The organism is Alteromonas sp. ABH4_453 (genome assembly GCF_056160665.1).
Window position 1 is genome coordinate 65,618 of record NZ_JBSWXP010000005.1, and the last position, 25,759, is coordinate 91,376.

The 25,759-nt window shown below is 44.8% G+C and carries 24 protein-coding genes and 1 pseudogene; 9 read left to right on the plus strand and 16 right to left on the minus strand.

Going from position 1 to position 25,759, the window contains the following annotated elements; genetic code table 11:
• Positions 1-16: 16 nt before the first annotated feature.
• Positions 17-415 carry a YqaA family protein gene (locus ACXAGV_RS11070; protein ID WP_039225474.1) on the minus strand — a complete coding sequence of 133 codons (399 nt, stop codon included), beginning with the start codon at positions 413-415 and terminating at the stop codon, positions 17-19.
• Positions 416-743: 328 nt separating this feature from the next.
• Here ACXAGV_RS11070 and ACXAGV_RS11075 point away from each other — a divergent pair, with 328 nt between their 5' ends.
• From ACXAGV_RS11075 to ACXAGV_RS11085, 3 genes are all read left to right on the plus strand, one after another.
• Entirely contained in the window at positions 744-1,154 is a 411-nt protein-coding gene (locus ACXAGV_RS11075) for a hypothetical protein (RefSeq protein ID WP_014979522.1), read from the plus strand.
• Positions 1,155-1,407: 253 nt separating this feature from the next.
• Complete coding sequence (locus ACXAGV_RS11080; RefSeq protein WP_474873304.1) at positions 1,408-2,025, plus strand: YchJ family protein; 618 nt, start codon at positions 1,408-1,410, stop codon at positions 2,023-2,025.
• Between the two features lie 316 nt (positions 2,026-2,341).
• Positions 2,342-3,106, plus strand: coding sequence for a DUF6174 domain-containing protein (locus tag ACXAGV_RS11085; protein ID WP_474873305.1), 765 nt, complete (start codon positions 2,342-2,344; stop codon positions 3,104-3,106).
• Positions 3,107-3,244: 138 nt separating this feature from the next.
• Here the strand turns inward: ACXAGV_RS11085 and ACXAGV_RS11090 are convergent, their stop codons facing one another.
• The 4 genes from ACXAGV_RS11090 to ACXAGV_RS11105 all read right to left on the minus strand — a co-directional run bounded on the left by ACXAGV_RS11090 (position 3,245) and on the right by ACXAGV_RS11105 (position 7,335).
• The gene (locus ACXAGV_RS11090; protein WP_474873306.1) at positions 3,245-4,219 is read right to left on the minus strand and encodes an NADPH:quinone oxidoreductase family protein; all 975 of its coding nucleotides are present in this window, start codon (positions 4,217-4,219) and stop codon (positions 3,245-3,247) included.
• Positions 4,220-4,293: 74 nt separating this feature from the next.
• Positions 4,294-5,352 (minus strand): phosphotransferase family protein, encoded by a 1,059-nt coding sequence (locus tag ACXAGV_RS11095; RefSeq protein ID WP_474873307.1) that lies wholly within the window; start codon positions 5,350-5,352, stop codon positions 4,294-4,296.
• Between the two features lie 49 nt (positions 5,353-5,401).
• Positions 5,402-6,637 (minus strand): acyl-CoA dehydrogenase family protein, encoded by a 1,236-nt coding sequence (locus tag ACXAGV_RS11100; RefSeq protein WP_474873308.1) that lies wholly within the window; start codon positions 6,635-6,637, stop codon positions 5,402-5,404.
• A gap of 11 nt (positions 6,638-6,648) precedes the next feature.
• Entirely contained in the window at positions 6,649-7,335 is a 687-nt protein-coding gene (locus tag ACXAGV_RS11105) for a histidine phosphatase family protein (protein ID WP_474873309.1), read from the minus strand.
• A 338-nt stretch (positions 7,336-7,673) separates the two neighbouring features.
• Here ACXAGV_RS11105 and ACXAGV_RS11110 point away from each other — a divergent pair, with 338 nt between their 5' ends.
• Positions 7,674-10,304 (plus strand): TonB-dependent receptor, encoded by a 2,631-nt coding sequence (locus ACXAGV_RS11110; RefSeq protein WP_474873310.1) that lies wholly within the window; start codon positions 7,674-7,676, stop codon positions 10,302-10,304.
• Here ACXAGV_RS11110 and ACXAGV_RS11115 read toward each other — a convergent pair.
• The 3 genes from ACXAGV_RS11115 to ACXAGV_RS11125 all read right to left on the minus strand — a co-directional run bounded on the left by ACXAGV_RS11115 (position 10,301) and on the right by ACXAGV_RS11125 (position 12,896).
• A complete protein-coding gene (locus tag ACXAGV_RS11115; RefSeq protein ID WP_474873311.1) occupies positions 10,301-11,293 on the minus strand; it encodes an XdhC family protein in 993 nt (330 codons plus the stop codon). The genes ACXAGV_RS11110 and ACXAGV_RS11115 overlap by 4 nt on opposite strands.
• Before the next feature lie 27 nt (positions 11,294-11,320).
• A complete protein-coding gene (locus tag ACXAGV_RS11120; RefSeq protein WP_474873312.1) occupies positions 11,321-11,998 on the minus strand; it encodes a DsbA family oxidoreductase in 678 nt (225 codons plus the stop codon).
• Positions 11,999-12,080: 82 nt separating this feature from the next.
• Positions 12,081-12,896: an SGNH/GDSL hydrolase family protein gene (locus ACXAGV_RS11125; RefSeq protein WP_474873313.1), complete on the minus strand. Its 816-nt coding sequence runs from the start codon at positions 12,894-12,896 to the stop codon at positions 12,081-12,083.
• A gap of 83 nt (positions 12,897-12,979) precedes the next feature.
• On the opposite strand from ACXAGV_RS11125, the gene hemN reads away from it, so the two are divergent.
• Positions 12,980-14,353, plus strand: coding sequence for an oxygen-independent coproporphyrinogen III oxidase (gene hemN, locus ACXAGV_RS11130; protein WP_474873314.1), 1,374 nt, complete (start codon positions 12,980-12,982; stop codon positions 14,351-14,353).
• A gap of 2 nt (positions 14,354-14,355) precedes the next feature.
• On the opposite strand, the gene ACXAGV_RS11135 is transcribed toward hemN, so the two are convergent.
• Genes ACXAGV_RS11135 through moaB form a run of 7 tightly spaced genes read right to left on the minus strand, consistent with a single transcriptional unit; the run spans position 14,356 to position 19,360 of the window.
• Positions 14,356-15,597 carry an ATP-binding cassette domain-containing protein gene (locus ACXAGV_RS11135; RefSeq protein ID WP_474873315.1) on the minus strand — a complete coding sequence of 414 codons (1,242 nt, stop codon included), beginning with the start codon at positions 15,595-15,597 and terminating at the stop codon, positions 14,356-14,358.
• 1 nt (position 15,598) lies between these two features.
• Complete coding sequence (gene modB / locus ACXAGV_RS11140; protein WP_474873316.1) at positions 15,599-16,294, minus strand: molybdate ABC transporter permease subunit; 696 nt, start codon at positions 16,292-16,294, stop codon at positions 15,599-15,601.
• Positions 16,295-16,296: 2 nt separating this feature from the next.
• Positions 16,297-17,517, minus strand: coding sequence for a molybdate ABC transporter substrate-binding protein (gene modA, locus ACXAGV_RS11145; protein WP_474873317.1), 1,221 nt, complete (start codon positions 17,515-17,517; stop codon positions 16,297-16,299).
• Entirely contained in the window at positions 17,499-17,972 is a 474-nt protein-coding gene (locus tag ACXAGV_RS11150) for a molybdenum cofactor biosynthesis protein MoaE (RefSeq protein ID WP_474873318.1), read from the minus strand. The genes modA and ACXAGV_RS11150 overlap by 19 nt, the downstream gene beginning before the upstream one ends.
• Positions 17,973-17,974: 2 nt before the next feature.
• Positions 17,975-18,328 carry a MoaD/ThiS family protein gene (locus ACXAGV_RS11155; protein WP_474873319.1) on the minus strand — a complete coding sequence of 118 codons (354 nt, stop codon included), beginning with the start codon at positions 18,326-18,328 and terminating at the stop codon, positions 17,975-17,977.
• A 49-nt stretch (positions 18,329-18,377) separates the two neighbouring features.
• A complete protein-coding gene (gene moaC, locus ACXAGV_RS11160; protein ID WP_474873320.1) occupies positions 18,378-18,857 on the minus strand; it encodes a cyclic pyranopterin monophosphate synthase MoaC in 480 nt (159 codons plus the stop codon).
• On the minus strand, positions 18,854-19,360 hold the full coding sequence (gene moaB / locus ACXAGV_RS11165) for a molybdenum cofactor biosynthesis protein B (protein WP_108721587.1): 507 nt from the start codon (positions 19,358-19,360) through the stop codon (positions 18,854-18,856). Before moaB ends, moaC begins: the two co-directional genes overlap by 4 nt.
• 124 nt (positions 19,361-19,484) lie before the next feature.
• On the opposite strand from moaB, the gene ACXAGV_RS11170 reads away from it, so the two are divergent.
• The 4 genes and pseudogenes from ACXAGV_RS11170 to ACXAGV_RS11185 all read left to right on the plus strand — a co-directional run bounded on the left by ACXAGV_RS11170 (position 19,485) and on the right by ACXAGV_RS11185 (position 23,435).
• Complete coding sequence (locus ACXAGV_RS11170) at positions 19,485-20,255, plus strand: HesA/MoeB/ThiF family protein (RefSeq protein WP_474873321.1); 771 nt, start codon at positions 19,485-19,487, stop codon at positions 20,253-20,255.
• Positions 20,256-20,766: 511 nt separating this feature from the next.
• Complete coding sequence (locus tag ACXAGV_RS11175; protein ID WP_474873322.1) at positions 20,767-21,885, plus strand: peptidase M14; 1,119 nt, start codon at positions 20,767-20,769, stop codon at positions 21,883-21,885.
• Positions 21,886-22,664: 779 nt separating this feature from the next.
• A pseudogene (locus tag ACXAGV_RS11180) lies at positions 22,665-23,000 on the plus strand (methyl-accepting chemotaxis protein); the annotation flags it as partial.
• Positions 23,001-23,042: 42 nt separating this feature from the next.
• Complete coding sequence (locus tag ACXAGV_RS11185; protein ID WP_474873567.1) at positions 23,043-23,435, plus strand: CZB domain-containing protein; 393 nt, start codon at positions 23,043-23,045, stop codon at positions 23,433-23,435.
• A 116-nt stretch (positions 23,436-23,551) separates the two neighbouring features.
• On the opposite strand, the gene zapE is transcribed toward ACXAGV_RS11185, so the two are convergent.
• Positions 23,552-25,030, minus strand: a complete 1,479-nt coding sequence (gene zapE / locus ACXAGV_RS11190; RefSeq protein ID WP_474873323.1) for a cell division protein ZapE — start codon at positions 25,028-25,030, stop codon at positions 23,552-23,554.
• Between the last annotated feature and the right edge of the window lie 729 nt (positions 25,031-25,759).

Sequence of the window (25,759 nt, forward strand, 5' to 3'; positions counted from 1 at the left end):
TAAAGCCGAAAACCTTTTAAACTAGCACGTAAAGCAGCGCAGCATAACGCGCTGTTTTGCTAAGCGTTACCGCGAGAATAAAAAACCAAAACGGGCTTCTAAGTACACCTGCTACTAAAGTAATAGGGTCGCCAATAATAGGTACCCAGCATAAAAACAAGCTCCACTTCCCCCACTTTGTAAAGGTGTAGCTTGCACGGTTAAACGCCGCTTCGCTCACTTTTAACTTATCGGTCGCAATTTCTTTTCCGAACTTGAAGCCCAATGCATAATTAACCACCGAGCCAAGTACATTTCCTAACGAAGCAACAACAAGCAACAACACCCAGTTCAACCCACTACTGTATAAAGCACTAAGCACAATTTCAGAACTAAAAGGCAATATAGTGGCGGCCAAAAATGCCGATAAGAACATCCCCAAGTAGCCTAAATGTATTAATGCGCTCAACGCCCCTCCAGCTTTATACAGTAGTTTTCTATGTAAAATTCGCGCGCATCTTACCTTAATCGAAGTATGAATACTTCCTTGAGAATTCGATAGCACAAAAAAACCATTATCTTTTATATAGTTACTGAGAAAGCACCAATTTGTGTGAAAAAAGTACAACTAAATACTTGCCAAAGCCCTCTTTTATGAATACTGTATGCACATACATGCTGTATAAGCAACCAGTACAGATTAATAACAATATTCCTTTAGTTCGAATTATGAACTTCAGGGCAAATGCATAAAGGGTTTTACTATGAACACATCTTCAGTTTCACGATTTAATGCTTTGCGCGCTTCGGTTTCAAATGTTGTTCAACTACCTTTGCCGATAGAAGGGTTTCCTGGCGAAAAACAAGGTAATGGAAAAGGAAGTAATGACAAAGGTTGGAATTATCTGCTTTCAAATACAGTGTCGTTTTCGAAAACTGTAGATCACGCTATCCGTATTCAAAAACCTGAAAAAGAAAAAATGCCTGAATGGATCAGTAAGCTGATTACAGGTGGCCAGTGTAAAACACTGTATGTGGAAAACATTGATTTAGACCTTCAACCAACCGACAGTGAAATGATCAGAAAGCTGTGTGAGCTTTACTCTGTCAGCCTGGTGAATGTACGTGTTAACAGCATTAATGACGAACAAAACGTAGCATTAGGCCCTTGGTAATACAAAGCCTGTTTATGCTTACATCTTGCGTTTGCCCCATCTTACGTTTGCCTGAGTAGCGGTGCGTAAACAAAACCTAAATATTTATTTTCATACAGCTCTTTGCCGTGGACTCTCTGACATGTACCCTTTAGCATGGACCGCCAAGGACTCATTGAATATCGGCAACATTTACGTTTAAAAAAGTTGGGGCTCACGCAACTTATACTTATACTGTAGCGCTTTGTTTTACTCTTAAACTGCGAGTTGTCTTATGCGCTGTTACTGTTGCTCATCAAAATCCTTCGACGAATGCTGCGAGCCTTTTATTAAGGGTGATAGACACCCTAGTTCTGCCGAGCAACTTATGCGCTCTCGGTTTTCAGCCTACGCTACAGCGCATTATCAATATATTCTTGAAACCTATACCAAAGAAAAGCAGCAGGGTCTTTCTGTAGAGGATTTGGCGCAAAGCGCACAAGGTGCGACATGGTTCGCACTTAAAGTACACCCCACTCTAGCGGCTAGCTCCGTAGATAGCTTGGTAGGTAACTCGGTCAGTAGTACTGAAGAGAGTTCGATAGACAGTTCTGTACATGCTGACGCTAAAGTCGAGGCGCAAACCAACGCCGAGGCAATCTCTAAGCCTAATTTAAAGCCCATCTCCAAGCCCAATAATGCCATTGTTGAATTCACTGCTTACTATTTTGAAAATAAAAGCATGTATCAGCTTCACGAAACGTCGAATTTTAGTGTTGAAGACGGTAAGTGGCGTTATCACGACGGCGTATTACACGACGACTGCGGCAAAATTAAATACGGGAGAAACCTACCTTGTGTTTGCGGTAGCAACAAAAAATTCAAACAGTGCTGCGCAACTAAGAGCCGCTAAGCCAATGAGCCTGTAAAGTTATAATGGAAATGGAGTACCGCGATACATTAAGTAACGATGTGCAATATATTAAAACTCAGTGGCACAAGTTCTATGTACCAGGAAGAAGCGCCCGAATGTGGCTTATGGAGTAACTCAGCGCCAAAATGTTCCCAAGTAACACTGTTTACTTTAACAACAATTGTATTAGTATAAACTGCAGAGTGGTTTTGTATTACGTAAAGTGCAAAGCCGCTTTTTTATTTCTAATTGTCACAAAATTGCTGCGAACTCTATTATCGTGGCTAATCATGAAAAATAAAAAACAAGGAATGTTATGACTACTATTTTACGTATCGCTGCGACGATTTCTGCTACTACGCTATTATTAGGCTGCGGTGGTAGCGATTCAAACGATGTACTCGACGACCTTAACGCCAACCGCGCAAAGTGGGAAACCGCGAATATCGACAATTATCAGTTTGAATATCAAATTTCATGTTTTTGCACCGAAGAAACCATACTTCCCCGCTTAGTACTGGTAGAAGGTAGTCAGGTCACCTCTCAAACTATTATTGAAGGTAATATTGCCCTACCGCTAGATGATGCATATACAGAAAGCATTGATAGCTTGTATCAACTTATTTCATTAGAAGAAAGTCGTGCCGAATCGCTATCGGTCAAATATGACCCGGAACGCGGCTACCCAACCGAAATTAAGGTCGATATCAACGAGCAGACGGCCGACGACGAATATACCCTAACAATTAGCAACCTTATTACCGCAGATGATGTGGCCTGTACAGCAACGGTAGAAGATGGCCTCTTGCTTTCAGTAACCGATCAAACAACGCAAATGCCAAGCGCATGTGGAGTTACTGCTACTGCAATAGAAGAAGCGTATTCTGAAACTGTTATAGTTGATGAAACGGATTGTGCAGAAGACCATTTGATTGCAATGCTGGAAGAACGTCCTGGCTTTTACACTCTCACAGTACAAAAACAGGGTTATCAAGACTATCAGGTAGATAACATAGGCATTGGTAAAGACTTATGTCATGTGTTGACCAGAGAATTCAACGTAGAATTAGTACCAGAATAACCATTATTCAATGACTCACGACAAAAGCCTGAACCATAGAATGACGTGACACCCATTAGTTGTACTATCCAGTTACTGGGGTCACTTCAGAAGGCTCAGGCTTTTTCGTTAACTTACTTTCTTGCCAGGCTTGTAGGATCAGGGCACAAGCACCATCTTACCTTTCACTTCCCGGTTCATTACCTTGGCCATGGCTTTCGTTGCTTGTTCTAAGGGCAACGCTTCATCTACAACGACTTTAACCTTACCTTGCACATACCAAGTTAAAAGCTCTTGCATGTTTTCAGCAAAGCCTTTTGGATCGTGCTGAGTAAACGAGCCCCAAAATACCCCCATGACTGAATAGCCTTTTACCAGCGCTAAATTAACCGGGAATTTCGGGATCTCACCGCCAGCAAAGCCAACCACAAGTAAACGCCCTTCCCATGCCATACTGCGGCTGCAAGCGTGGAATGTGTCACCGCCAACGCATTCATAAACTACATCGACACCTTTGCCGCCTGTGACTTCTTTCAGCGTTTCTTTGAGATCTTTTTCTTTGTAGTTAATTAAAACATCTGCGCCATACTCTTTAGCAAGCGCCAGTTTTTCTTCTGTTGAGCAAACTGCAATAACTTTAGCGCCCATAATCTTGCCTATTTGCACTGCTGCTAATCCAGTACCACCCGCTGCACCGGTTACAACCAGTGTTTCGCCTGGCTGCAGTTTTGCGCGCTGCTTTAATGCGTGATGTGCTGTCGCATGCGCAGTTACAAGAGCAGCCCCTTCATTAACATGGATGGGATCAGGTAACGGCATAACATGAGTGGCAGGGATCAGCGCTTTTTCTGCGTAACCACCTAAGTTAGACAACGCAATAACTCGTTGCCCTTCTTTTAAATGGCTTACGCCCTCACCTACTTCAGATATGGTGCCTGCCACTTCATTGCCAGGAATAAACGGGAAGTCTGGCTGCATTTGATACAGACCTTGCACCAATAGTCCGTCTGGAAAGTTCACCCCTGCGGCTTCAACATTTACGACTACATGCCCTTTTTTTACTTGCGGGTCTGCAACGTTTTTAAATTGAAGTTCTTCAAGTGGCCCAAAAGATTCGCATACAATTGCTTTCATACTGTCTCCAGTTGCTATGTTCGACGTGTATGCTATTGATAGCATGACATGTCATTAAATACGTTATATGGCGTTTATTCGCTTTGGTGAATGGTTTGGTTCGCAATTTGCGCCAGAGGTCGCACCATTGCGCCTAATTGCATAGCCTTCTCGCTTGACGCATTGCCATCGTGTGCGCGTTTTACCACGCCTTGTAAAATAGCGGCTAAACGGAAAAAACTAAATGCGAGGTAAAACGTCCAATTGCTAATGCCATCAATACCTCTTCGCTCGCAATACGCCTTGATATATTCTTGTTCACTTGGAATGCCTAACTGCTCTCTGTCTAAACCACCTAACCCAGCTGCGTGCGCAATGTCAGAGGGAAGGCGCAACTGCATACATTGGTAAGCCAAATCGGCATACGGATGCCCCAACGTTGATAATTCCCAATCAAGCACCGCGACTACTCGTGGGTTTTTAGGGTCAGACATATCAAACATCATATTGTCTAAACGAAAATCGCCATGGACCAACGAGACTTGACCATCATCTTTTGGCAGGTTGGCCTCAAGATACTGAATAAGACTTTCAATTTCTTCAACATGCTCAAGTTCAGACGCTCTATACTGCTTGGTCCACCTGCTTAGCTGACGTTCAAAGTAGCTGCCAGGCTTGCCGTAATCGCGTAAGCCTGCACTTTCAATATCTACACTGTGAAGCGCTGCAAGCGCTCGGTTCATTTCATCATACATGGCACCACGAGTAGCAGTAGATGCTATTTCAGGCAGTGCGCTATTCCAGAAAATGTCACCTTCAACATAGGCCATTATGTAAAACATGCTACCGATTATGCTGACATCTTCACATAAATGGTACGCTTTGGGCACAGGCACTTCTGAGCCCTGCAACGCGTTGATAACGCGAAATTCTCGGTCAACCGCATGGGCCGATTTCAGTAACTTACCCGGAGGTTGACGGCGTAACACGTAGACGCCGTTATCCGTAGTAAGCTTAAACGTCGGGTTCGATTGCCCACCTGCAAATTTCTCAGCGCTTTTGACGTGCCCAATACTCGGGCACGCAGAAGATAAATACGAATTCAGCACTGCTAAATCTATGACATGTGGGGCTTTCGCATTGTCTTTAGACACGTTCACTCCTTACCCGTAATTTTTTGTATTGTTTATTTACAACAATGAGCTATTCAGCGACTGCTTTTTCTGCAATAAGATTACGACCTAACTGCATCATGTGAACCTGATCAGGGCCATCTGCCAGCTTGATAGTCCGCGCATAAGCGTACATGGCAGACAATACGAAATCTTGGCTTGTACCTGCAGCGCCGTGCATCTGAATGGCTTGGTCGATAACGTTACAGGCCATAGTAGGTGCAACTATCTTGATAGCAGCGATAAGGTCGCGCGATACTTTGTTGCCATAGCGATCCATCTTATCTGCCGCTTTTAACGTAAGCAGGCGCGCCTGTTCAATATCACAGTGCATCTGCGCAATGCTTTCTCTAACCGATTGCTGTTTCGATAACGGTTTGCCAAACGCCACTCGGCTTTCAACTCGTTCACACGCCATATCGAGCGCGCGCTGTGCACAGCCAATAAGGCGCATACAATGGTGAATACGGCCCGGGCCTAAGCGCCCTTGTGCAATTTCAAAACCACGCCCTTCACCAAGCAGTAAGTTTTCTGCCGGTACACGTACACCTTCAAACAAGACTTCAGCATGACCAATAGGCTCGTCGTAATAGCCCATTGCAGCCATTGGGCGAACAATAGTTACACCCTTGGTGTCCATAGGAACTAAGATTTGAGACTGCTGTTGGTGGCGAGGCGCATCGAAATCAGTTTTACCCATCACCACCATAATTTTGCAGTTTTCGTTCATGGCACCGCTGGTATACCACTTACGACCATTAATAACGTATTCATCACCATCGCGCTTAATGGAAGTTTCGATGTTTGTCGCGTCACTTGATGCCACTGCAGGCTCTGTCATAGCAAAGGCTGAGCGTATTTCCCCGTTTAAGAGAGGCTCTAACCACTGCTTTTTCTGACTCTCGTTACCGTATTTCGCCAGCACTTCCATATTGCCGGTATCTGGCGCACTACAGTTGAAGATTTCAGAGCTAAACAAAACTCTGCCCATTTCTTCACAAAGTGGTGCATACTCTGCGTTAGTCAAGCCCGCGCCATATGGCTTATATTCTTCAGGTAAAAATAGATTCCAAAGACCCGCTTCTTTTGCACGCTTTTTCAATGTATGCATCATTTCAGGCGTTTTCCAACGACCTTCGCCATTGTTGGCAGAGCCATTTTCTACGGCGTGAATGTATTCCTTTTCAATTGGATATACTTCTTCTTTCATAAACGCTTTTAGTTTTTCTAAAAGTGCTTGGGTCTTTTCATTATATTCAAAGTTCATAACTGCCCCATTTAGCTGTAGGTAATGGCGTGTAACCTGTCAATCACATCCAGGTGAGGTACGCTGTTGAAGTTATTAAGGTGAACGCCTCGCGCATTGGCAAAGCATTGAGAAAAACTGGCATTTCGGATCTGCAAATTCATATTCACAACGGTGGCCGCATCGTAGCCAAGAATGTGCTTGAGCATCATGGCAATTGCACCGCCAGAACTCACAACGAGAACACGCTTCGCATCTATACTTTGAAGGTGCGTGAGCATACTGTGAACTCTGTCATCGAACTGACCCCATGTCTCATCAAGGAGTTCATGCGCCAATTCGTCTTGCGACCAGGCAAGCATTGCTTTTTTTAGCAATCGGTAATATTCAGAAGGCGAAGCACCTTCAGGTACTTTTGCTTCTGGGTAGCGTGTTAAATAGGCGGTAGCCACTGCCTGAAAATTGAATTCATTCAGTGCGCTATTCACTGTAACTTCAGGTAGCGTATAGTCTTCAGTAGCAACACCCGAGGCAATACCTTCTTTGGTTTCGTGATGCCTTACCATGTCGCCAGAGAAAACTGCATCAAATTCAACATTGCGATGCTTGAAATAGTCACCAAGCCAAATGGCCTGTTGCTCACCCAGTTCACTAAGTTTGTCATAGTTCGCTTTGCCAAAAGACGCTTGACCATGTCGCACTAAATAGATGTCTGTCATACCGCTGCCTGATGTTATTAATATGTTAACTTTTAACCAACATACTAAGGAAAACAGCGATATAAGTTTAATTGATATTTTGAATGAGTATGCATCATGTGAAACTATTCACTGCCAAATATCTGTTCGCTTTTTGCACGTTGCGAACAAAATTTGACATGATAGCTTCAAATGCGTGCAATATATGTTCATTAGATTGTATAGTGAAAAAGCACTACACGACGTCATAGGGAAATTGGCGTATTTAAAATGTAAAGGACTGTACGCATTTGGACGCGACCTTGTCGTGATTAATTTTGTTTAAAGCCCCCCGCTTTTGAAAAATAAAAAGAACCAAAATGAAGTCACTTACACACCCTTTGTCTTGTAATAGCTTAAGCATATCTACACCACAAAACGCCATTACGCGTTGCCTGTATAGTTCGCCGTTTATTGCCTCTATTATCTCGTCGACACTTGCTTTGGCTCCCCACGCTCACGCCGATGAGAATGCTCTATTTACTCAGCATAACAAAAAAGCGCTGGAACACATTGTTGTACAGGCGCAAAAGACCAGTCAAAACTTGCAAGATGTGCCTGTTGCGGTCACTGCGCTTTCAGGTCAAGACCTAGTTGAAACAGTTAGCCGAGATGTGTTTGACCTGCAAAACTACGTACCTGCCTTTGGCGCGTTTCAAAATCAAAGCGTAACAAATTCAGGGTTTTCAATACGCGGTATTGGCACGTCTTCACAAAACTTCGGCTTCGAGTCTTCGGTGGGTTTATACGTAGATGGTGTGTACCGTGCACGACAAAACGCGTTAATTAACGACTTAGTCGATATTGAATCTATTGAAGTGTTGCGTGGGCCTCAGGGCACACTATTCGGAAAGAATACCGCCGCTGGCGCAATGACGTTAACTACGGTCGCACCTTCACACGACGAGCGCGACGGCTTTGCAGAAGCCATCATCGGCAATGATAACTTGGTTCGTTTAAGCGCTGGCTCGTCGTTTTCGCTTATCGACGATGTACTCGCCATGCGAGTATCTGGCTTTAGTTCTCACAGTGACGGTTTCATTACCGATGAGCGCAGCGGACAAACCCTGAATAACCGTAACCGTTCTGCGATAAAAGCACAGCTGCTTTACACTCCAACAGCTGACATTAGCGTACGGCTTATCGCTGATTACGGCGAGCTAGATGAACGGTGCTGCGGCGCACTAACTTTTCAAAACAACATTCAGGCTAATGACATAGCGGGTAAATTCGGCACTGATGCGCTGCTGCTACAACCGCCGTTTAATGCAACTATTTACGGGCGCGATAACTTTTATGACTATAAAACCTCGCTGTCGCAAACTCCCCTTTCAAAAATGGAAGACAAAGGACTATCAGTTCAAGTAGATGTGGCTTTAAACAAAGCATGGGATTTAGTGAGCATAAGCGCGTACCGCGCGTTTGACAGCTTAGATACGGTAGATACCGACTTTTCTGATGCGGACCTTCTTACTGCCACTAACGACGCCAAGCAGCAATCGTTTTCTCAAGAAATTAGATTACATTACACCAGTGAAGATGTGCGGGGTTTAATAGGTGTTTACTATTACAGCCAAAACTTAGATCTAACCTTTGATACTACCACGCAAGATGATTTTAGTGCGTTCTTTAATGCCGCCGCGCCCGATCTGCTGCCTTTGGCTAACGCCATCAACGAGCTATCTGCAGTTACATCAGGCTTTATTGCGCCTGCTGCAGCACCAGCGCCGTCCGGTACTGCTTTCGCACACAGCGCCTATCAAGAGCAAGATAGTATTGCTTTATTCTCTCAGCTGGATTGGCTGTTAAACAGTGATTTCACCTTAACAACGGGCTTACGCTATACCCGCGAAGAAAAATCGATTGTCGGAGCTTACGATGAGCAAGGGCCTGGTATTGATGGACTAACTCAAGACCCAGCGCAATGGCCTAATGTAGGTCGTGCTCTAGTTGGGTTACAAAACATCGCTGCTGCGTTAACGGCGGGACAAGCTCCTACAGCACAGTCTCTTAACGCTATAGCACCATTTCAACAAGCGGGCTGGGGATATTTTTTCTTGGGATCTGCAGCGGTTATGCCGCGCCCTGACTTAAACGAAGAACTTGATGATTCACAGTTAACCGGCACGGTAAAACTGGCTTATCACCCTAATGACAACACGCTAACCTACGCTAGTTTTGCGACTGGTTACAAAGCTGGCGGTACGAATACCGACAGAATCTTACCTTCGCTTAGCCCGCTTTTTGATGCTGAAAAATCGCGAAGTGCTGAAATAGGTATAAAACACGATTTTGAAGAATACGGCGTGCGCGTAAATGCTGCGGCGCACTATACACAAATTAGCGACTTTCAGGCGACGACCTTTACCGGAACGGGGTTCAACCTGCAAAATGCGGGCGATATCATAGTAAAAGGCATAGAGCTTGAAGCCACATGGCTAATGACAGAAAGCACCGAATTACATGCAGTTGCGTCGCGCACATTGGCGAATTTTGATGAGTTTAAACGCGGTACCTGTTGGGTAGCGTACACGTGGCACACGGGCATTGACGACCCGGGCCGTGTGGAGCCAAACGACCCGTTCTGTTCAAGAGACGGTGACCGCGTAGGCTTCGAGCCTCAGAACTCACTATCTCTTATGCTGAATCACTATTTCGAAGTTGGGAATTATCCTGCCTCCGCCAGTATTGACTACCAATACACGGGCGACGTATTTCTTGATGATGCGAACGACCCGTACAAATACGCTGACGACTTTTCATTATTTAACGTTCGCGTAAGTTTCACTATCCCACAATGGGATAGCGAAATTATTGCGTGGTCGCGCAACGTTTTCGATGAAGAGTACGTTGCACGAAGTGGCTTTGATGTGCCAGTACAAACCGGAAAGATCATGGCCTACCCAGGCGCGCCTAGAAGCTTTGGCGTTACCTTCAGAAAGTCTTTCTAACGCTTTAAATGCGTAGGTTTGGTATGAAACACCGCATGGCACTGAGCAATAACAGACAGCGCTATATGCTCTGGTAGCTCACCACCAATATCGAAACCAGCGGGGCTTGCGAAATACTGAGTAAAATTGGTATCGCCAAGCCCGGCTAAATCCATAATTTCCTGCTTACGGTGCAGTGGCCCGAGCATTGCCGTATAGGTTAACGATTGCTTGCTTAGCACCTGCAGCGCCTTTGCATCAATTTCTCGGTGATGGGACATAAGCACCGCCGCTTGAATGTCATGTTCGCCCATGTGAAGACGTAAGCCTTCAGTAGACGGGTCTTCAATCAAGTAATTTACCTCGGGAAAGTGTTCAAGCCTTGCCTGTGCAGGCCTTGGATCCCAAAGACTGACTAAATAGCCCTGCAAACTAGCAAGCTTAGTCATAAAGGTAGCGTCGTACCCACCTCCAACAACAAGTAGGTGGATAGGCGGCAGCATCAAAACCGACAACATGCGCTTGCCATCAACGGTGTCTAACACAGCTTTTCTAGGTTTAGCAGAATGGTCTTCCAATTCCGTGCAATCACCCAAAGTGCCGTCTACAGCGCAGCGCCACTCACACGCTTTTCCGTTTGATAAGCTTTTGCTAACCACATCTAGCGATAAATACTGGTTACTCTCGTTAACTGGTACGAGTGCTAAGTGCACAACACCGCCGCATCCAACACCTAGCTTAAACGCAATATCTTCTTCATCTTCGTCATCGTAAACCGCGGTACGACTTACCCCGTCTGTCATTACTCGCTGGGCTTGTTTAACGATGTCACTTTCTAAGCAGCCGCCGCTTAATATACCTAGCTGATGCCCTGCATCACTAAACAACATCATAGCGCCAGCTTTTCGATAGCATGAGCCTTCTGTTTTAAAAATGAAACCTAGCACCCATTTGTGCTTGTTTTTAAGTGGAAGCCACTGGGCCAACAAATGGTTAACGTGATTACTCATAACTACCTCTAAACCCTTTTAACCTGCTTATTGCTGCGATGCTGCTTGGGCAATAAATGCTGCCAATGTAGCTGGCTCTTGTGCCCCGGCTACGCCCTGATTGCCAATCACAAAAGTAGGGACACTTTGGATACCGCGCTGCATCCAAAGGGTTTCTTCCTCGCGAACTATTTGCGCGTATTTTTCAGTTTTAATTACTGCTTCAGCTTCAGTTTTGTCGAGACCCACAGACTCGGCCAATTCTATTAGTACACCAAGATCGTTCACGTCTTTACCATCAGTGAAGTAAGCGTTAAACAAGCTAAGCTTCATTTCTTCTTCAAGGCCGTTTTCTGCAGCAAAGTGAATAAGTTGGTGAGCTTTAAACGTGTTCTGCATGCGAGAGTCGTCAGTAAAGTTAAACGAAAAGCCCAATTGCTCGCCCGCTTCTACTAACCGCGCTCTGTTCTGCGCGCTTTGCTGTTCACTAATGCCGTACTTTTCCATTATGTGCTCGCGAAGGTTTTGCCCTTCTTCTGGCATATTGGGGTTTAGCTCGAACGGGTGAAACTTAATATCTACTTCAATGTTATCAAGGGTTTTAATGGCTTCTTGCAAACGCTGGTACCCAACAATACACCATGGACATACTACGTCAGATACCATATTAACCGTTACTCTCTGCATACCGCTCGCACTCTTTACACCTTGATCATTTGCAGCCATGATAGGCCTCGCTTTATTGAATTCATGAAAATATAAGGGTTTAGATAAGGTTACAAAAAGAAACTTCAACCCCAAACTGCGATTATTTCGTCGCAGTTACATCAGTTTCTGCTGTGACTTTTTTTGTCGTGCCCATTGTCGTGCTGTAAAGCGTGGAAAGTTTTTCAAGGGCTGAGTGTGCCCATATTTCATAGCCTTTCGTGGAGGGATGAAAACCATCTTCTGCCATCAAACCACTTTGCTGAATATCCTTCATAGTTCCGCTCACATTAAGTGCACTAACATATAATATGTCTGCGTTAGCCCGGGCTGTTACGCTATCAGCCAAAGCTTGGTTTAGTAACCACGCGCGGTAACCTAATAGTGCACGCAAAGGTTGCGGAAGCGCTGGAAAGCAATGAATTGGCGGTAGCGCAGTAAACAATATTGTTTCGCACCCAAATTTATCTGACAGTAGCGTACTCATAGCATCGATGTTTTGTCGCCACCGTTTCAACGGTACAAATTTGGTCACGTCGTTAACACCAATAGAGACGAGCACTGACGAAAAGTGCTCGGCAGGCATTTCATGAAGAAGCTTGAGCACATCTTCACTTTTAAAACCTGTTTTAGCATTCAACGTCACTCGCGTTGGCCCATGCTTAACAAGGTTTGAGTACAGCAGACCTGTGAGTGCCCCCATTTGCGTCGTTGCACCAACACCAGCGGCGGCAGAATCGCCTATAACCAAAACGTTATGAGTGAGTAGCAATTTACTATCGGCAGAGGTTAATACCCGCTCGCCGTCGGGCTCTGGCAGTACAGCGGTCTTCTTCCTCACCCACAATGCTTGAAGCAAAATGACTGGAAGAAATAAAACAATTATCAGGTTTAACACCAAAACCTTGAAGTAGATCAAATCAGCCTCCCAAGCAATCCATTAAGCTTTAACCATCGAATTCAATTCGCGCCTAGTTATCTACATATAAGTGCAGAGCCAATATGACAATAATTGCCGTACAACAACGCCCCGTATCAACCATTACCAAATATGCGTTGAATGCTCCTCGCTATACCTCTTACCCTACTGCACTTAAATTTGAACCGCTACAAGATGACATACTTCCACAAGCACTTGCAGTGTCAAAAGCGCCGGCAGTAAGTCTCTACGTGCACATTCCATTTTGCAAAACGCTGTGCTACTACTGTGGCTGCAATAAAATGGTGACACGTCACAATGAAAAAGCGGACGAATATTTAGATTACATAGAAAAAGAAATTCTGTCTAAGCGTTATTTAACTGACGGCAGGCGTGCAGTTTCTCTGCACTTGGGTGGCGGTTCACCCAGTTTTTTGAGCGAGACTCAGCATACTTATTTAATGTACCTGCTTAAGAAACACTTTACCTTTGAAGCAGGTGCTGAACTGTCAATTGAGTTAGATCCCAGAAATATCGATAAACGCTATCTTCAAAACTTAAAACGACTCGGCTACACACGCATTAGCTTTGGTTTACAAGATACTGATTACAATGTTCAGAAAACCATAAATCGCGTACAAAGCACGTCTCACATTGCCGATTTAGTATTCGAGGCTCGGTCGCTGGGTTTCGACTCAGTCAACTTAGATCTAATTTATGGTTTACCGAATCAGTCAATTGAAACGTTCTCATCAACCATCGCCGCGACAAAAGCCATGATGCCAGATCGTATTTCGCTTTTTAGCTATGCACACCTTCCCGAGAGGTTCGCAGCGCAGCGTAAATTTGCTGAAGAAACACTGCCAAGTAGTGAAGAAAAAGCGGCGCTTTACAAGCTTGCCGTTAACAGCTTTACAAACATAGGTTATGAAATGATTGGTCTTGATCATTTTGCCTTAAGCAAAGACTCACTGGCTATTGCGAAAAATAAAGGCGGGCTTCACCGTAACTTTCAGGGGTATACCTTACGCGGCGACACCGACCTTATAGGGTTCGGCGTATCAGCCATTAGCACCGTAGGTAATGCCTTTGCGCAAAATGCTAAGGAGCTAAAAGAATATTACCATCGCTTAGACAACCACCTGCCCAATGCGAAAGTTGGACTATCATTAAGTGTCGACGACCTTATTCGCAGAGACGTGATTTCTAGCTTAATGTGCAATTTAGCGGTAGACAAGCAAGCAATTGCCGACAAGCACCACATCATTTTTGATGAATACTTTGCTTCAGCCTTAAACAACCTTGAAGAACTTAAAGAAGACGGGCTTATCGAAACGACATCTCGGTATATTCGAGTGCCAGAGTCTGCTCGCATTTACATTCGGGCTATTTGTGCGCGTTTCGACGCTTATTTGAACGCAAGTGAAATACTCAGTAGCTACTCCAAAGCCATTTAAACCTAGGGCAATTTAAACCGCGCAATCACTTGCATTCCAATATCAAGCTTAAGACGCGATAGAGAGATACAGCTAATGCTGGCATAAAGGGTTTGGTTACTGTTTAGTACATCAAGTTTTAACAACACTTTCGCGCTGTTTACGGTCGCTAGCTTTTTAGGGGTTAGCTTTGTATCTGTGAGTTTTGTGTCTGCGTTATTTTCTGGCTCGTTCAGGGGGCTGAGTGAATTCGCCACGGGTTCGATGCTAGATATAACACATGGCAGCGCATTTAAAATACTGATTGTGCTGGCATTGTCAAAGTCAGCAATATTGGTATCGATACTTACATCACAAGCTTTAACTGCAAAACGAACAGAAACTTGCTCACCGCTTTGCTGAGGCAAATAGGACACTGATTCTGCAGTGACGAATATCTCGTGCCCCGCGACCTCAACGCGCTCAATTCCTTTTTCCGACTGGCACTGCTCATTGCCTTGTAAGGTTAGAACAATTTGATCTTGTTGCGTTTGGCTACCGTGTTTGTAGCTGACAACGGCGCTTTGTGACTGGTTGCTGTCGTGTGCTTCGCTTTGCGCAATAACTTTAAATCCCTCAAGTACGCTAGACGGTGTCGCAAATCCCTCTTTTGCGAATACTTGAGTCAACACATCGCGCGTTTTTCCACAAAGCTCGGTGCGGCCTTGGTCAATAAAAACCAACTCATCGCTGAACAAGGCAAGGTCATCTAAATCGTGAGAAATCACAAGGCAGGTGAGCTGCCCCGACACACACAAATTGTTCAAGAACTGGTAAATTTTGCGACGGGTGAAGATATCAATTGCGCTTAACGATTCATCTAGCAATAACACATGTGGTCCATTGACCAACGCACGCGCAATCGCGACCCGCTGCGCTTCTCCACCAGAAAGCGCCTGAACAGGCTTATCGATTAAATGTTCGCAATAACAGCCGCGCAAGCAGGCGTCGATAGACATTGCATTAGGGCTTGCGTGACGCTGCGCCAAGGCTAAATTACCCCGCACATCGGTATGGGGAAATAGCATGGGCTGCTGAAAAACGATGCCGACCTTTTGAGAGATCCACGGCGTTTGCACTTTTGCGCTTTTTTCTACGCCAGCTAGGGCGCGAAACAAGCTGCTTTTTCCCGCACCTGATGGACCGGTAACCCCAATGAATCGGCTTTGCGGCTGCAATGAGATTTGTGCGTTAATGCGATTAGAAAGTCGCGCAGATATTTGCATGTTAACGCGCCTCATCGCTTCGTGTGATACCGTTAAAGCGATAGAGCGCCGCGAGCATCACGAATGAAAAAATAAGAAGGGTCAACGCAAGGTTGTGTGCACTGTTATATTCCAACGCTTCTACCTGTTCATATAGCGCGATAGACAGCACCTGAGTTTCTCCAGGAATATTGCCACCTATCATTAGCACTACGCCAAACTCGCCTATGGTATGAGCAAAGCTTAAGCCTAATGCCACCACGATGGGCGCTTTGCTTAAAGGAAGCACTATTTTTATAAACGCTTCAAAGGCCGAAAACCCCAGCGTTTTTGCGACATCTAAATAACGGTTATCCAATTGTGAAAAGCCGCTGTACAAAGGCTGTAGAGCAAATGGAAGGGAGTAGATGACAGACCCCAACACCAAACCTTCAAAGCTAAATGCTAAATTGCTCCCGGTTAGGCTTTGCCATCCCTGCCCCAACGCACTATGCGGCGAAAAAGCAATAAGCAAATAAAACCCAAGCACAGTTGGCGGTAACACCAAAGGCAACGCGAGTATCGACATCACCAAAGGCTTAGCTTTGCTCTGCCATTTCGCTAAAAACCACGCTAACGGCAATGCGATTAACAACAGCAAACCACTGGTTATAAAGGCCAGTTTTAAGGTGAGTAATATGGCTTCAAGTGTCAATGCCCCGAAGAATTCTGTGAGCATACTTAGTTACCGACGCCCGATGCAATGGTAGGTTCATAGCCCCATTCAATTAAGCTGTGCTGCACCCCTTGCGACATTAAATACTGCACGAACAGGCTGGGTGATGACACTCCATTAGCGTCACTTAAACGAAACGCTCTGGTTGGCTCATTGTCGGCTTTGTGAACAGGCTCATCAACTGGCGCTGCCGCATTTTTAATTGGAAATGGTTCGAACAGATTCGGAGATAATGTAGCTACCGTTTTACTGTTAACCACCAACGACTGAATGATGGGTTTATACAAGGTTTCAGGTACTGGGACGATAACCGTAACAGCATCGGCGCTTTTGGTATTAACAACACTGTTAAAATGAGAAGGCAAATTAGAGGATAAGTCAGCGGGCAAATCTAAGGCCAATGAGTACGCAACGAACGCCCCTTTCACGCTGCCGGTGGTATAAAACTGCAAGGTTTGTAGCACGTTTTTACCCATCACTCTGTGAGATAAAAACTGTTGCCATAAGGATAAGTTTTGCAACGTCTGTTGCGCAGCATCACCATAGGGAGCCAGTTTAGGATTTGCGATAGCTACCTTGTTTTGTGGATTTTCCATTAATTGAACAAGCTGCCTCGACAAGCAATCGGTAAGCTGAGCGTTTATTTGTGCAGTTGTGTCTTTCGTAGATGAACGCGCGAATTGCTCGCAGCTTCTTTCTCCGGATGTTTCATGTGATGCCTCGCTTGATAAATCGCCAGCATAGACAAACGCCAGCTTGCCTTTAGCGTAATCCACCAGATTGCCGTGGTGAACTACGTTGTTATCAACCAACGCTTGCGGCCGAGCGCGATCTGCAGATAGAAAAACGTCGAAGCTAGCACCATGTTGAATTTGCGCATACAAAGTACCGCTAGAAGACACCGTTACCGCGACTTCTATGCCGGTTAGCTCAGTAAACTGCTCGGCAATACTCTTTAGCGGTTTTGCAAAGTTTGCCGCAACGGCTACGTTAATTTTTTCGTCGCGCTTGAAATTTACTGACTGGTTTTGTTTATCGGCACTAATAACGCTCCCTTCATTTACAGTATTATTCGCCGCTTCAAAACTGCTCGCCTGTGCAACAGAACTTGAAAAAGCCGTAACGCCTAGGGCTACACTTGCACTTACCAAAATAAGCATAGCCAAGTTAACAAAGCTTGAAAGTCGCATTGCTAAAGAAAAGAGCATTACTTTTTGCGCATCCACTTAAGTGCCGCTTTATCGTCAGATGCTTTCGCCTCAACCCATTCAGATTTATCGCCCTTAAATTCTTTTTTCCAAAGCGGTACCGACTGTTTAAGCATGTCCATTAAGTAGCAGGCAGCGTCAAACGCCGCCTGGCGGTGGGGAGCGGCGGCACCTACCCATACAATTTGTTCGTTGTTGTGTATGCGCCCTACTCTGTGCAGTGCGCCAGCACTGTTAAGTGAAAAGCGTTCGCTCGCTTGTTTAACAAGAAGCATTAACGCTTTTTCAGTCATACCCGGGTAATGCTCCAATTCGATGCCGTCTATGTCGCCAGCGTTATTAAAATCTCGCACTAGCCCAGTAAAAGTAACAATCGCACCGGTGTTGCCGCAGGCCTTCTCATCTGCCGACTGTTTTAGCCTACCGTACAGCTCGCCTTGGTCGAAATCTTCAACTTGAACTAGCGCGAACATAGCTAGCCCCCTGTCACAGGTGGAAATAGCGCCAGCTCATCACCGTCGCTAAGTACTGTTTGCAGGTCGCAAAGCTCTTGATTACAGGCAGTAAGCACACTGCCTTCTAGGGCTAATGCCCACTTGTCACTACGCGTTTTAAGCTGCGATATCACGGTCTCTATGGTGCTGTTCTCGCTTAGATTAAGCGCAATATTGTCCTCTCCCGTAATCTCTCGGGTTTGTGCGAATGTTTTTACCGTTACCTGCATACTTTGCCTGTTATCTACTTTGTTAAGGTCGCTTTGTGCGCACTGTTTGATAGTTTTTAAGCCTCGGAAATGGATTGAACCTAAAGTGCATTGCTTTTTGAGCACGTGTACGCTTTATGCACGTCATTTTTTAGCTCACTGGCCTTTGTGAAAACTAGGTGCCGGACTGCCAATGGCCTGTCTTACCGCCTTTTTTCTCCAGTACTCGTACCCCTTCCATATGCATGCCAGGGTCGATGGCTTTGCACATATCAAACAAGGTTAACAGCGCCACATTTACACCCGTGAGCGCTTCCATTTCAACGCCGGTTTTACCGCTTAGCTTGCAATAGCAGGTGGCTTGAATTCGGTTTTGGTCGGCCTGAACGTCGAAATTAATATCCACCTTTGACAGTGCCAGTGGGTGGCAAAGAGGAATAAGATCGGCGCAGCGTTTCGCCCCTTGAATACCCGCTACACGGGCAACTGCGAATACATCACCTTTCGCAATTTTTGCTTCAGAGATTTGGCGAATAACGTCTTCGCTTACGTATAAAAAACCTTCTGCTGTAGCTTCTCGCTTGGTAACGTCCTTGTCGCTAACGTCGACCATATTGGCTTCGCCGCCAGCGTTTAAATGACTAAAGGTACTCATGCTTCCACCAGATGCTTTACGAAATTACACGGTCTAAAGTCGGCATCAAGCTGGCTAGAAATAATTTTTTCCCACGCCGTACGACACGCGCCTGTTGAGCCTGGTAAGCAGAAAATAACCGTATTATTAGCAAAGCCCGCAACCGCGCGAGACTGAATGGTTGATGTACCAATCTCTTCATAGCTAATTTGACGAAATAGCTCGCCAAAGCCGTCGACTTCTTTATCGAACAATACACTGATGGCCTCTGGCGTTGAGTCACGGTGGGTAAAACCTGTACCACCGGTAATTAATACAGCGTGAATGTTTCTATCGGCAATCCATTTCGACACCACGGCGCGCTGCTGATAAATATCGTCTTTCACCAAATCGCGATCGTAAAGGTTATGGCCAACCGAGGTAAGCGCCTCTTTCAAGTAGTCTCCCGACTTGTCGTTTTCGAGGGTGCGCGTATCTGAAATAGTGAGTACGGCAATATTAAGAGGTTGGCTGACAACTGACATATGAAATCCTAATTTGATATGCGACATTTTGGCGGTTTTTGATAAAGTACCAGCCAAAATACTATTTGGTAATCACTTTATAAGGGTGCATGCCATGAATTCAACAACTAAGTTGGCATAAACTATGTCTAAAAGCCTAACTCATCAGCAGGCTATGCGTTATAACCGCCACATTGTGCTTCCCAAAGTGGACCTAGACGGTCAAGAAGCGCTGCTAAACGCCAATATTTGTATCATTGGTATTGGCGGGCTTGGCACCGCGGCCGCAACTAATCTTTGCGCCAGTGGCGTGGGCTCCCTTACACTTATCGACCACGACACAGTTGAGGCCACCAACCTGCCAAGGCAAACCTTGTTTAGCGAACAAGATGTAGGCACAAATAAAGTAGAGGTGGCTAAAGCGCGGCTTACTGCAATAAACAGCGACTGCGACATTACCGTAATGGCAGAACCGTTTTCGGCGCCCAGCTCTACTCAGCTTTCACCAGTATTAAAACAAGCCATAGAGCGTGCTGACGTTGTGCTAGATTGCACCGACAATACAGACTCGCGAGATTTAATAAACGTATTGTGTTTTAAATTAAATACTCCACTGGTGTCGGGCGCAGCCATTCGCTTTGAAGGCCAGCTTTTCGTCGCTATACCCGGTGAGAGCCGTTGCTATGCATGCTTGCGGACGCTATTTGAATCGCCCGATTTAAGCTGTGTTGAGGCAGGTATATTCTCGCCAGTAGTAAATATTGTTGGTACTTACCAAGCTATGCTAGCTATGCAAGTATTGATGGATTTCGACAATATTCCTAAAAACACGTTAATGACGTTTGATGCTCTGTCGCACGAGTGGCGAAACTGGAAGTTACCTAAAGGCGTAGATTGCGAGCTATGTGCTTGCTGAACGCAATTAAAGAAACCATAAAATTTAAGGTGGCAGGTAACTATTAAACGTAATCGTTGCTATCCATTACGGTAAAGAGTCCTGCCCTTTAAAATTCACAAACTCACTTTTTATCGTTTAAGACTTCTTGGCGTTCACGTTCGTACGTTTCATAATCTTTTTGATACCGTGCTTCGCACTCATCTCGTTGCGCCCCCTGCAATTCGCCGCAGTTTTGTAACCGGTTTTGTTGCGCTGCGTTATACAACTGTTTCGACGTACACCCAGAAGCCAAAACCAGCAGTATAGTTAAGGGAATTATTTTTGTTAGTTTCATAACAGTTTCATTCTGAAAATAGATAGTTTTTGAGACGGCTCTATTTGGAAATAGTTTCACTGAACAATCATCAAAATGTTACGATTTATATATTTTGAGTAATCATCTGAAAACGCTTGGGCCCTTGCAAATACTCCTATCAATATGATTGCCGCGTTTTCGTTAGAAAAATAGACAGAAAATAGGTTGATTTAAATGACAACCCAAGTAGTAAAAAAACACATGGTAGTGGCGCAAAACGCGTCTGGACGCAATATGAATGTGCCAATTTATCGAATGAAGGGCGCGCGCCCTGGCCCCACTGTGTATATCCAAAGTTCTATTCACGGCGCTGAAGTGCAAGGTAACGTGGTTATCTATCATCTTATTCAGCGCTTAAAAGACATGGATATTTGCGGCGAAATTATCCTAGTACCCAACTGTAATCCCATTGGTACTAACATTAAAGCCGGTGAGTACACATTAGGTCGTTTCGACCCTGTGAACGGTACAAACTGGAACCGCGGCTATTTCTTCGATAAAGAAGCAGTTGAGCATTTCGCCAAAACGGTCACCCGCGAAGAGTCTATTGAAGGCATAAAACAACGTTTTCGTGCGCACCTTTCTAACGCTATCGACAACAAACTGGCCGAACCCTGGGGTTTAGGCTTGGCGCAACAGCTAAACCTGAAACTACAACAAATGGCGGTAAACGCCGATTTTGTACTAGACCTTCACAACGGCCCGGTGTCTACCCGTCACGTTTATATCCCCGAATATGCCAAAGACAGCGCCAAGCTATTTAACATTCCCCATTGTATTTTTATACCTAACGTATTTGCAGGTGCACTAGACGAAGCGACGTTCTGCCCGTGGTGGACACTGCAAGAAAGTATAAAAAGTAATTTAGAGCGCGAGATTAGCTTTAATGTAGAGGCTTTCACACTTGAAATGGGTAGCCAAGAAGTTATCGACTTTAACGAAGGTAACATAGATGCCACTAGCATTCTTAGCTACCTAAACGCCAAAGGCGTGCTGCACCAATGCGATATTAAACCGAAGGAAATGCAGCGTTTAGGCGTGTTTTTGAAAGACTACAAAACCCTATTTACTAACTGGGGCGGCATGGTGGAGTACATGGCGAAACCAGGCCAAACGGTAAAAAAAGGCGAACCACTGGCGCAAATTTTAAATATTGACGATCTGGATACCGACAACGGCAGCAGGACCTTAGAAGCGCCTTGCGATTTAATTCCCATCCTGCACTTCCCTTCTGCTTCGGTATTAAGTGGAACACAGTTATATAAAGTGTTTACTAATTACAAAGAGTTGTAGGTTTTTTTCTGCCAGTAAAAACGTTTACTCAACGTGTATAACTAGAAAGGTAACAAAAACCTGATAGTACGCGTTGAGATTACACACGCGTTTCGAAGACACAATTTTAGAGGCGACGAACGCCAAAATACAAAAACACCAGCCTTCGATTATAAACCTGACAGACTGTCGCATCAGAACAAAAGTGATTATCTTAGTTGGTGGTGTTAGTAAGTAAAAAACAGCGCCGAACTGTTGAAAGCATTCCAAAATGAATTTTTTGGAAACATATTAGCAGGCGCGGTGGACAAAGCGATATTTAGCTCGCGTTGAATACTTTCATCTAATTAAGGATATTTCTCTTTAGCTACAAACACTTTATTCATTTTTGACTGTTTTAAATTAATTAGTCTAAGCTAAACAACAATGCACAGAATCCTAAACGAAGCCAAGGACGCAAACTAATGTGGTTTAATAAACAGCCTGTAGCGACGAATTCAAACATTGAGATGGAGAATCTCAAAAAGGAAAACGAAAGGCTGCAAGGGCAGCTCTTGCAAATGGAGTCTCGTTTACACCAGTCTTATGAAGAAGCTGAAGAACTCGCCAGAAAAGTTAATATCGAACGAACCATTGTAAAAAACTTTTTTCACTCGCTTGATTCATTAGATTTGGTGAGGCATGACGTGGCTCATTCTGCGACTCAACTGCACGCAGAAAAAATTCGTTTAGACAATGTGCTTGAAGATATTAGTGGCACTAGTACAGCCCTTTCGAACTGTGTTGAAGTGCTAAATGCAATGACGGGAAATTCAGACGCTATCAATAGTTCAATTGAGTCGCTTGCACAATCCAGTAAAGATATTGAGTCATTTATTGGGCAAATACAAAGTATCTCAGAACAAACAAACCTTCTAGCGTTAAACGCAGCGATTGAGGCAGCTAGAGCTGGGGAGCAAGGGCGAGGTTTTGCTGTAGTCGCGGATGAAGTTAGAACGCTTGCTAGTCGCTCGTCTGAAGCATCGTCTAAAATTTCAGATTTAACGGTAAAGGCTTCTGAAAGGACAGACAGTACTTATCATCAAATCAAGGAAAGTACACAACAAACCTTGCAAGTAGCCAGTTCTGCATCGCAAATAAGCGCATCCCTTGATAACGTTGCCCATATTGCTGAAGACATGGCTAATGTTATTTCTCTTTCTAGCGTCAGTACTTTTATCCAGACCGTTAAATTAGATCATCTGGTTTGGAAGGTTGAAGTGTATCGAACTATCCGGGGAGAAAGTGAAAAGAAAAAAGATGATTTTGCAGACCATCACCAGTGTCGATTGGGTAAGTGGTATTATGAAGGAGATGGTAAAAAACATTACAGTCATTACGCGGAGTATTCACATTTAGAGGGACCCCATGCATTAGTCCATCAGTCAGGCATTGCGGCTCTAAATGCACATGAAAACGGGGATGGAGCAACGTTAATCACACACCTAAACAAAATGGAAGAAGCCAGCGCTCGAGTTTTTGACTTCTTAAATAAATTAGAAAACAAAGTAAAAAGCGAGATGGGGCATTAAAAATACTTTCGCAAAGCTTGTAAACCAATGAACAAAAACAGAGCTGCAAGCGCAACTCTTGGCTTTGTTATTGGTAAGAGTTACTTTTTAGTTGATGGGCACCTAACCTAAAGTCGTTATTGTCGTCCCCATCCCTTTCCTCCCATTTCTACCAACCGAGACGCGGCTCGTCGAAAGGAAAAGGCGAGATCATTGGCAGACGAAAATTGTGCCAGTGACACGCCAACTCGCCCCGTCGCCGACCACTCATAATAATTCCCTTCTTTGGTGCGGATCATAGTGGTCGCAAAGGAACTCGAGTTTCCTCCCTTGTCATTGACGATCAATTCGCCATCGCCGTCACTGCTTTCGACTTGCGCTTCAAAATCAACAAACAATTCGTCGAGCGGGACTTGTGCCGCCAGCACCAAGCGGGTACGAGATTCATAACACGCGTCGATAAGGGTTACAAATCGTCGTGCTTCGTTGAGGTGATTGGCGTCCAGTTGAGGGACGTGTTCCATGATGATGACCGGAAATCTACGGCAAAGGGAAATATAATCGGCCGCCCCGAGCGGTTGGTAGCACAACTCGGAAAAGTCAAACCAGGCGCACCGGTTATTCAATCTGGTAACTTGGACGCTGCGACCAAAGAGGACGGGAATGCTCTCGGCCTCAGTTGTGGATGCAGTGCCACCAAATATTTCTTCCAACTGCGCCTGTATGTTGTTGTTAATACTATTATCGCCATGAATATCCCTAACTAACCAAAAATAGGATTGGCCATCCGCCCGACTTTCGAGACGATAATCCTTCTGGGAGTCCTTCATGGAAATAATGTCGAACGTGTGTTTTAACATATCTATAAATGGCAAAAAGAGAGAGCGGTTAATGCCTCCCTCATACAAGGCATCGGGGGCGCGATTCGAGGTGGCCACCACCACGACATTCCAATACGATAAGAATAAAAAAAGTCGTTTCAAAATCATAGCATCGGCAACGTCTGTCACTTGAAATTCATCGAAACAGAGGAGTTGGGCTTCTTGTGCCAATTGTTGCGCAACAATGGGGATCGCATCGTCTCGTGGGTGTTCCTGTTTGTAGACAAATATTCGATGATGGACGTCTAGCATGAACTCATGAAAGTGAACGCGGCGTTTGGTAATTTTTGCGTGTTTGTGGCTGGTATTTTTACAGCAAGAATCATCATCAGGAGCATTAACCAAGGCGTAAAAGAGATCCATTAGAAAGCTCTTGCCGACACCGACCGACCCATGAATGTAAATGCCTCGCGGTGATGGACCAAAAGACCACAAATGGAGCTTCTTTCGAAGAAAGGACTGACCGGATGCCAGAGAACGCCCCAGTAACCGAGGGCCGCAGCTTGTAGTGCTGCCCTCTTTTTGATGGCCGGTGCACATGGGTACTGGTGGGAGCGCAGCAAGAGACTCGTGCAGGGCATCGAGTTTTGCTGCCAGAGCGACTTGCGCGTAATCTCGTTGCACCTCCCCCGCTTTCACCTTGCGTTCATATGCCGCTGTCACGGGGCCTGTTTGGAGACACCGCTTTGCGACGCGATGTTGTGCTGTCATTTTCTTCGTCACCGTCTTCATCATGGCCTCATGCGTTTACTAACGTGAAAGTAAGTACGCTGGATTTCTGCATGAATATCAATGGATACCCATATACACCCTCTTCTATTTTTAACAACAGTTTTGCTCTCACTTTCGATATTCGAGTCGGCAATCTGTTTAGTGCAATGGGGCAACGCAGAAGCTTTAGGATAGAGGCAAAATAAAGCAATATTTTTCATAAACTTAAAATACATGACGCCTCATTTTTTCCATAATGACATCTATTTAATGTTCTTAAGAAAGTTAATGTCCGCTAATTTTCATTTATTAATCATATGATGATACTTCGCTCAATATAGTCTGATATGCACCTCTTGAAGGTCTTTAATTTGTTCAAAGCGGCATTCAGTCAAAGGTCAAACTGGTTCCAACGACGATAGCTCCCATTGGTTTTTAGCCCGTTTAATTTAAGAGGTGGTTACATTAATTAATGTGTAATTTAACGGTGACAACACTTATCTAACACAAAGCAAAAATGTACCGTGCTTTGTAAAAAGCAGTTACAAGCCTTCACAAAAGGATTGGTAGTTTGAGTTGGGCTAACCCACCCTCGACCCGTGACATAAACTTAGGGAAAAGGTAATTCAAGCCGCGAAATCCGTTGCCATTAAGGCACTTGGCTAACGGGATCAGTATTAGAGAGATAGCAACAAATAAAGACGTAAGCTGTGCCGCAGCGTTGTTTTGCGGCAACAGCTTTTGGTCAAGATT

Excerpts from the sequence above, each read along its gene's own strand:
- ACXAGV_RS11070 (WP_039225474.1), bottom strand. The coding sequence starts at position 415 with ATGTTCTTATCGGCATTTTTGGCCGCCACTATATTGCCTTTTAGTTCT.
- ACXAGV_RS11075 (WP_014979522.1), top strand. The coding sequence starts at position 744 with ATGAACACATCTTCAGTTTCACGATTTAATGCTTTGCGCGCTTCGGTT.
- ACXAGV_RS11080 (WP_474873304.1), top strand. The coding sequence starts at position 1,408 with ATGCGCTGTTACTGTTGCTCATCAAAATCCTTCGACGAATGCTGCGAG.
- ACXAGV_RS11085 (WP_474873305.1), top strand. The coding sequence starts at position 2,342 with ATGACTACTATTTTACGTATCGCTGCGACGATTTCTGCTACTACGCTA.
- ACXAGV_RS11090 (WP_474873306.1), bottom strand. The coding sequence starts at position 4,219 with ATGAAAGCAATTGTATGCGAATCTTTTGGGCCACTTGAAGAACTTCAA.
- ACXAGV_RS11100 (WP_474873308.1), bottom strand. The coding sequence starts at position 6,637 with ATGAACTTTGAATATAATGAAAAGACCCAAGCACTTTTAGAAAAACTA.
- ACXAGV_RS11105 (WP_474873309.1), bottom strand. The coding sequence starts at position 7,335 with ATGACAGACATCTATTTAGTGCGACATGGTCAAGCGTCTTTTGGCAAA.
- ACXAGV_RS11110 (WP_474873310.1), top strand. The coding sequence starts at position 7,674 with ATGAAGTCACTTACACACCCTTTGTCTTGTAATAGCTTAAGCATATCT.
- ACXAGV_RS11115 (WP_474873311.1), bottom strand. The coding sequence starts at position 11,293 with ATGAGTAATCACGTTAACCATTTGTTGGCCCAGTGGCTTCCACTTAAA.
- ACXAGV_RS11120 (WP_474873312.1), bottom strand. The coding sequence starts at position 11,998 with ATGGCTGCAAATGATCAAGGTGTAAAGAGTGCGAGCGGTATGCAGAGA.
- hemN (WP_474873314.1), top strand. The coding sequence starts at position 12,980 with ATGACAATAATTGCCGTACAACAACGCCCCGTATCAACCATTACCAAA.
- ACXAGV_RS11135 (WP_474873315.1), bottom strand. The coding sequence starts at position 15,597 with ATGCAAATATCTGCGCGACTTTCTAATCGCATTAACGCACAAATCTCA.
- modB (WP_474873316.1), bottom strand. The coding sequence starts at position 16,294 with ATGCTCACAGAATTCTTCGGGGCATTGACACTTGAAGCCATATTACTC.
- ACXAGV_RS11150 (WP_474873318.1), bottom strand. The coding sequence starts at position 17,972 with ATGTTCGCGCTAGTTCAAGTTGAAGATTTCGACCAAGGCGAGCTGTAC.
- moaC (WP_474873320.1), bottom strand. The coding sequence starts at position 18,857 with ATGAGTACCTTTAGTCATTTAAACGCTGGCGGCGAAGCCAATATGGTC.
- moaB (WP_108721587.1), bottom strand. The coding sequence starts at position 19,360 with ATGTCAGTTGTCAGCCAACCTCTTAATATTGCCGTACTCACTATTTCA.
- ACXAGV_RS11170 (WP_474873321.1), top strand. The coding sequence starts at position 19,485 with ATGTCTAAAAGCCTAACTCATCAGCAGGCTATGCGTTATAACCGCCAC.
- ACXAGV_RS11175 (WP_474873322.1), top strand. The coding sequence starts at position 20,767 with ATGACAACCCAAGTAGTAAAAAAACACATGGTAGTGGCGCAAAACGCG.
- ACXAGV_RS11185 (WP_474873567.1), top strand. The coding sequence starts at position 23,043 with ATGGCTAATGTTATTTCTCTTTCTAGCGTCAGTACTTTTATCCAGACC.
- zapE (WP_474873323.1), bottom strand. The coding sequence starts at position 25,030 with ATGATGAAGACGGTGACGAAGAAAATGACAGCACAACATCGCGTCGCA.